The sequence below is a fragment of the Rhodoblastus sp. genome, from assembly GCF_041915505.1.
Classification (GTDB): Bacteria; Pseudomonadota; Alphaproteobacteria; order Rhizobiales; family Beijerinckiaceae; genus Rhodoblastus.
On sequence record NZ_JAYSBG010000194.1, the window covers coordinates 1 to 6,609 of the forward strand.

At 61.3% G+C, this 6,609-nt stretch carries 8 protein-coding genes; 6 read left to right on the forward strand and 2 right to left on the reverse strand.

The window, feature by feature from the left end; genetic code table 11:
• Both ACE3S9_RS12525 and ACE3S9_RS12530 read left to right on the forward strand, forming a co-directional pair.
• Nucleotides 1-785: sigma-54-dependent Fis family transcriptional regulator (locus ACE3S9_RS12525; RefSeq protein WP_374546798.1), on the forward strand; the 785-nt coding region annotated here is incomplete at its 5' end.
• 293 nt (nucleotides 786-1,078) lie between these two features.
• Nucleotides 1,079-1,552, forward strand: a complete 474-nt coding sequence (locus ACE3S9_RS12530) for a YaiI/YqxD family protein (protein WP_374546800.1) — start codon at nucleotides 1,079-1,081, stop codon at nucleotides 1,550-1,552.
• A 93-nt stretch (nucleotides 1,553-1,645) separates the two neighbouring features.
• Here the strand turns inward: ACE3S9_RS12530 and ACE3S9_RS12535 are convergent, their stop codons facing one another.
• Nucleotides 1,646-1,831 carry a hypothetical protein gene (locus ACE3S9_RS12535; RefSeq protein WP_374546801.1) on the reverse strand — a complete coding sequence of 62 codons (186 nt, stop codon included), beginning with the start codon at nucleotides 1,829-1,831 and terminating at the stop codon, nucleotides 1,646-1,648.
• Between the two features lie 12 nt (nucleotides 1,832-1,843).
• Between ACE3S9_RS12535 and ACE3S9_RS12540 the strand changes: the two genes are divergently transcribed.
• Nucleotides 1,844-2,155, forward strand: a complete 312-nt coding sequence (locus ACE3S9_RS12540; RefSeq protein WP_374546802.1) for a hypothetical protein — start codon at nucleotides 1,844-1,846, stop codon at nucleotides 2,153-2,155.
• Between the two features lie 57 nt (nucleotides 2,156-2,212).
• Here the strand turns inward: ACE3S9_RS12540 and mdeB are convergent, their stop codons facing one another.
• Nucleotides 2,213-4,888, reverse strand: a complete 2,676-nt coding sequence (gene mdeB, locus ACE3S9_RS12545; protein WP_374546803.1) for an alpha-ketoglutarate dehydrogenase — start codon at nucleotides 4,886-4,888, stop codon at nucleotides 2,213-2,215.
• Between the two features lie 155 nt (nucleotides 4,889-5,043).
• Between mdeB and ACE3S9_RS12550 the strand changes: the two genes are divergently transcribed.
• The 3 genes from ACE3S9_RS12550 to ACE3S9_RS12560 all read left to right on the forward strand — a co-directional run.
• Nucleotides 5,044-5,526, forward strand: a complete 483-nt coding sequence (locus tag ACE3S9_RS12550; protein WP_374546804.1) for an Lrp/AsnC family transcriptional regulator — start codon at nucleotides 5,044-5,046, stop codon at nucleotides 5,524-5,526.
• Nucleotides 5,527-5,555: 29 nt separating this feature from the next.
• Nucleotides 5,556-5,975 (forward strand): hypothetical protein, encoded by a 420-nt coding sequence (locus tag ACE3S9_RS12555; RefSeq protein WP_374546805.1) that lies wholly within the window; start codon nucleotides 5,556-5,558, stop codon nucleotides 5,973-5,975.
• A gap of 211 nt (nucleotides 5,976-6,186) precedes the next feature.
• The coding region (locus tag ACE3S9_RS12560; RefSeq protein WP_374546806.1) for a cation:dicarboxylate symporter family transporter at nucleotides 6,187-6,609 on the forward strand (423 nt) is incomplete at its 3' end.

Here is a 6,609-nt window from a genome sequence, read left to right on the forward strand (position 1 = left end):
CTGAGTCCCTGATTGAAAGCGAGTTGTTCGGTTACGCCGACGGCGCGTTCACGGGCGCCCGAAAAAAGGGGATGAAAGGCAAAATTCTCCAGGCGAGCGGAGGGACGCTGTTTTTGGACGAAATAGGCGACATGCCGCTTGACCTGCAGTCTCGCCTTTTGCGTGTTCTCGCGCAAAATGAAGTTCATCCTCTGGGCGAGGAGCGGGCCATCCCGGTCGTTCTCCATGTTATCTGCGCTACGCATCGCGACATTCGCGATCTGGTCGCCTCTGGAAAGTTTCGTGAGGATCTCTATTTCCGACTGGCGGGAATGACATTCAAATTACCCGCGCTGCGCCAACGCGCGGATCGCCGGGCTCTAATCGAAAACATATTGCGGAATGAATCCAATGGCGACGGAAGCGACATCGCTTTCGACGAAAGCGCCATGACGCTCTTGCTTGCTTACGACTGGCCTGGAAATATCCGGCAGCTACAGAATATCGTCCGTTATTGTTTGGCTGTCGCCGACGGCCCCTGCATTACCGTCAAGGATCTGCCGCCCGAAGTTTTCGAAAAACGAGAAAAATCGTCGTCACATCCCGAAGACTGTCCTCCGAACGACCGGCCTCCAGATGCGAGGCAGAAAATTGGGCGTGAATCTTTGATTGCCGCGTTGAAATCCAATCACTGGGAAATTGCGGCGACCGCTCGCGCTCTCGGCGTCGCGCGGATCACTCTTTATCGCAGCATTGCACGTTTCGGGATCATGCGTCCCAAGCACTCGGACCGTTTTCAAGTGTGATGAATTCGTATCCTGAGTCCATCCGCGTCTATTCGCATGCGGCATCGCGCCCGCTTTTTTCCCCTATTAACAGGGAAAATGTCTGCCAGACCCGTTACCGGGTCACTCCGTCCAGCGCCGGCCATTCTGGCGAAACCTGCGTTTTTCCAAGACGAGGAATTTGCCCGTTTTTTTAGGGGGTTGAGGTCGATAGCAAGGATTCGGTCACGAAAGACTCCATTGCCGTCGCGAAATGACCGCGGCTTGCTTTTACGCGTCGGCACAGACGGGCGTTCCTGTGCTATCCTGCCTGGATGACCATCAAGATCTACATCGACGCCGACGCCTGCCCGGTGAAGGAGGAGACCTATAAAGTCGCGCTCCGTTATGGATTGCAGACTTTCGTGGTTTCCAACAGTTTCATGCAAATCCCGAAATCGCCGCTGATCGCGCGGATTGTGGTGAACGCCGGCTCGGACGTCGCTGACGACTGGATCGCCGAACATGTCGTCCCCGGCGACGTCGCCGTCACGAATGACATTCCCCTGGCGGCCCGCGTCCTGGCAAGAAAAGCGCACGCGATCGCCCCCTATGGGCGCGCATTCACCGAGGATTCGATCGGTATGGCTTTGGCGCAACGCGACCTCATGGAGCATATTCGCTCGACGGGCGAGACGACGGGCGGGCCGCCGCCCTTTACGCCGGCAAACCGCTCCCGCTTCCTGCAGGTTCTGGATCAGACGATCGCCCGGGAACGACGCAAACGCCTATTGTCGGCCCCCCGATGAGGACGTGCCCGACAGACGCCCTTTCGAGGCCGCGCCCGCCAGCCGTCGCGGGCCTTCCTCGATGCTCTGCGGTCGGTTCCGCTGCGCGCTCAATCAGTTTTTCGCGCTTGATAGGGCGCAAAACGTCAGCCATTGCGCCGCCGAGGGAATCCAAGCATGGCTGCGCTCGTAGCCGAGCTGTTTCGAGCGCGCGGCGCGGCGCCAGCCGTCGACCAGGATGAGGCTAACATCCTCCCGTTCCGCCAGCAGCAGCGGCCGCCGCGCGTCCCGGAGCGCCATGGAGGCGACCTGATGGAAATTCAATTTGGTTCGGCCGCGGATTTGCGGCGACAGATCCGCCAAGACGACGGAGCCGAACCGGAAGTCGTCCGGCGCTCTTTCGATGGCGGCGACGATCGCTTCGATTTCGATCCTTTTGCCGTCTTCCGTCAAAAAGACTTTCTCCGGTCGGCAGCGCAGCGGCGCGTTGGTCACGGGGCGCGCCGCATTATGGCGCCGATCTTATCCACTCATTCCGGCCATATGTCCGGATCATTTCGTCCGGAAATTATGAAGTGTCGAAATTTCAAATCCCGCCGCTTCTCAGTGGCGCGTCCAAGGTGAATCCAGAGCGATCAAAACGCAAACGCGCTGTTTTCATTCTGGCCGCGTCGCCGGGCCTCAACGCGTCCAGGGCGCAGCGCGTTCGGCGCCTGCGCCATAGCGTGCGCAAGCGTCGCGATGGGCCTGCGGCGGCAGTTGGCCGTCCTGGACCAGGGCGAAAATGGCGGCGAGCGCGATGGCGTTGCGGTCGACCTCGAAGAATTTTCGCAGCGCCGCGCGCGCGTCGCTGCGTCCGAAGCCGTCCGTGCCGAGAACGACACAGCGGGCGCGCAGATGCGGCGCGATGAGCTGCGGCACGGCGCGGACATAATCGGACGCCGCGATGACGGGCGCGTCGCCGGACAGGCAGGCCGCGACATGGCTGAGGCGCGGCGGCTCGTCCGGGAAAAGCCGGGCGAGACGCTCCGCCTCCTGGGCGTCGCGCGCGAGCTCGCTATAGCTTGTGACGCTGAAGAGATCGCTGGCGACCCCGAAATCGCGCGCGATCAGCGCGGCGGCCGCCTGAACTTCGCGGAAGATCGCTCCCGAACCCAGCAGCCTGACGCGCAATTGCGTCTCCGCCTCGCCTTCGCCCGAATGCCGATACATCCCTTTGACGATCGCGTCGGCGTCGCCCGGCCGCAGGTCGGCCTGCGGGTAATTCTCGTTCATCACCGTGATGTAATAGAATTCGTCGACCTGTTCGCTCATCATCCGGCGCATGCCGTGGTCGAGAATGACGGCCAGCTCCCCGGCGAAAGCCGGGTCATAGGCGCGGCAATTGGGAACGGCGGCGGCCATTACATGGCTCGATCCGTCCTGATGCTGCAGACCCTCGCCGCCCAGCGTCGTGCGTCCCGCGGTGGCGCCGATCAGGAAGCCGCGCGACCGCTGATCCGCCGCGGCCCAGATCAGATCGCCGACGCGCTGGAAACCGAACATTGAATAATAGATGTAAAACGGCAGCATTGGCTGGCCGTGCACGGAATAGGCGGTCGCCGCCGCGATCCAGGAGGACAGCGCGCCGGCTTCGCTGATGCCCTCTTCGAGCAGTTGGCCGTCGCGGCTCTCGCGATAGGACAGCATCGAACTCGCGTCTTCCGGCTCGTAAAGCTGGCCGCTTGGCGCATAAATGCCGATCTGGCGAAACAGGTTCGCCATGCCGAACGTGCGGGCCTCGTCGGCCACGATCGGAACGATGCGCCGGCCAAGCTCCTTGTCTTTCAACAAGCCGCCCAACATGCGGACAAAGGCCATGGTCGTCGACATTTCCTTGCCCGCGGGATTCAGGGCGAATTGCGCATAGGTCTCCAGCGCCGGGACCGGCGGCGTTTTCGCGGCCGTTCGGCGACGCGCCGGCAGCGGTCCGCCCAGCGCCTCGCGGCGGGCGCGCAGATAAAGGGCTTCGGGGCTGTCGTCGGGAAAGCGAAAGAAACGCAATTCGGCCGCCGCTTCGTCGCCGAAAGGCAGGTGGAAACGGTCGCGAAAGGTTATCAGCGCCTCCACGTCGAGTTTCTTGGTCTGATGGGCGGTCATCCGGGATTCGCCGGCGCCCCCCATGCCAAACCCCTTCTTGGTCTTCGCCAGAATGACCGTCGGCCGGCCCCGTTCGGCGCGGGCCGCGGCGAAGGCGGCGTGGAGCTTGCGAAAATCGTGACCGCCGCGCTTGAGAGCGTTGATTTCGCCGTCGGTCATATGCGCGACGAGCGCCGCGCTTTCGGGATCGCGATTGAAGAATTTCGCGCGATTATAGTCGCCGTCCTTGGCGCCGAGATTCTGATATTCGCCATCGACGGTTTCGGCGAAGCGACGCAGCAGCACATGATGGCGATCGCGGGCGAACAAAGCGTCCCATTCCGATCCCCACAGCACCTTGATGACATTCCAGCCGGCGCCGGCAAACAGGCTTTCCAGCTCCTGGATGATCTGGCCATTGCCGCGCACCGGCCCGTCGAGGCGCTGGAGATTGCAATTGACGATGAAGGTGAGATTGTCGAGTTTTTCGCGCGCGGCGAGGGTGAGGGCGGCGACAGATTCGGGCTCGTCCAATTCGCCATCGCCGAACACGCCCCAGACGTGCTCGTCGCCCACAGGCTTCATCCCGCGATTTTCCAGATAGCGCATGAACCGCGCCTGATAGATGGCGTTGATTGGTCCGAGTCCCATGGAGCCGGTGGGAAATTGCCAGAAATCCGGCATCAGCCAGGGATGGGGATAGGAGCACAGGCCGCCGCCGCCGACTTCTTGCCGGTAGCGCGCCAGATGGTCTTCGCCCAGCCGCCCTTCGAGAAAGGCGCGGGCATAAACGCCGGGCGCCGAATGGGGCTGAAAATAAACGAGATCAGTCGCGCGAAAAAAATGATTGAAGCCGGTCTCGAAAATCTCCGCCGCCGAGGCATAGCTGGAAATATGGCCGCCCAACTCGCCATAGGCCTTGTTGGCGCGCACGACCATGGCCAGAGCGTTCCAGCGCACCACCGACGCGATGCGTTGCTCGATCTCGAGATCGCCGGGAAAGACGCCCTGTTTTTCCGCCGGAATGGTGTTGCGATAGGCGGAAAAAGGCTGCGCCGGCCCCGCAAATCCCTCGTCACGCGCAAAATTGTCCAGTTGGCGGAGAAGAAAGGCGCCGCGCTCGGGCCCGGAATAATGGATCACGGCCTGAAGGGACTCCATCCATTCGGCGGTTTCGGCGGGGTCGGAATCCGTGGTTTTCGTAGAATTGACGTCGGTTGTGCTGGCGGCGGCGTTCACGATGGACTCCCGATTGGCTCCCGGAGCGTCAGCGCTCCGTCTGATGCGATCCTATCGCGGGATGGCCCGAATTTTCTGTCGAATATGATCGAGAAACCTTGTTTATGGGGCATAATCAGCTTCGATTTAGATCATCATCAGCATATCATACCGCCATGAAGTCCGAATTCGACGCGATCGACCTCCGCATTCTGAAGGAAGTGCAGGACGACGCCGGCCTCTCCAATGTCGAGCTTGCCGCGCGCGTTCATCTCTCGCCCTCGCCTTGTCTCGCACGGGTTCGCGCGCTCGAAAAAGACGGAGTCATTCGCCGCGCCGTGACCTTGCTCGATCCCGAACGGCTGGGCCTGACGGTGAGCGTCTTCATCCAGATCAGTCTTGAGCGGCAGGTCGAGCGGGCGCTGGAGGAATTCGAAGCCGCTATCGCCCGCTATCCCGAAGTGATGGAATGCTATCTGATGACCGGCGATTCCGATTATTTGCTGCGCGTGGTCGTGCCCGACGTCGCGGCGCTGGAGCATTTCATCGTCAAGGAACTGTCGAAAATCCGCGGCGTGGCGAATATCCGCTCAAGTTTCGCATTGAAGCAGGTCAAATACACGACGTCGTTGCCGTTGTCGCAAGCGGCGCGCCGATAACGAAACGCCGATCCGCGCGGGTTCGCGCGATGGGCGTCGCGGCCTGGACTCAAGCGGGCGATTTAGTTCTGGCGTCAAACGCCAGCTTCGAGGAGCTCCATTATATTGCCGTCGGGAGGCTCACCAAGCTGAAGCCCCTTCTGCGGATTTCAATATTTGGCGGCAATGACCATCGGCTCCGGCGCGACCTGGATCGGAACGATAATTTTGATCAGTACGGATGTCCGGTCGAGCTTCGGCGCCCGTTTTCCGATATTTCGGAATGGACGCCGGACCGGCTTCGAACCGGCGCCCATGAATGTCCATTATTTCATATGCTTATCAGGTCCGCGTCAGATGCTTGGCAGACCTGCGTTCATGGCATGGAACCTGCTGCCGCCCCAACCAACGAGAATGAACCGGGCCGCAGGGAGGCAAAAAGAATGATCGGTCTGCGCGCAAGCGGATGAGGTTTCGGGCGAAATCGCCCGTGTCATTTTCCGGAATTTACAGATTGCTTGATCCGGCGACGCAGGCGCCGATCGCGGATCATTGCGCCGATTGATCGGCATGGCGATCCATCCCGCTCCGCCACAGCGGAAGCGGAAATGACGGGCGTCAAAACACCACTTTGAACGGATGCCGCGCAAGCGCGGAACAGCGAGGCTCGGGAGGCCATTCATGTCAGAGACAATCACAAAGCCGATCAATATGAGCGACCCGGCGGAAATCGGGGCGAAAAAGCCGTGGTATCGCCTGCTCTATGTGCAGGTGCTGATCGCGATCTTTCTTGGCGTGGTGGTGGGCGTCGCCTGGCCCGATTTCGCGACCACGCCGGGCGTCAAGGCGCTGGGCGACGGCTTCATCAAGCTGATCAAGATGGTGATGGCGCCGATCATCTTCTGCACCGTCTCGACCGGCATCGCCCATATCCAGGACGCCAAGAAGGTCGGCCGCGTCGGCGTCAAGGCTTTGGTCTATTTCGAGGTGGTCTCGACCTTCGCGCTGGTCATCGGCCTCGTCATCGGCAATGTCGTGCAGCCGGGCGCCGGCTTCGGCGGCCATGCCGATGCGGGCGCGGTCGCTCAATATGTCAACGCGCCG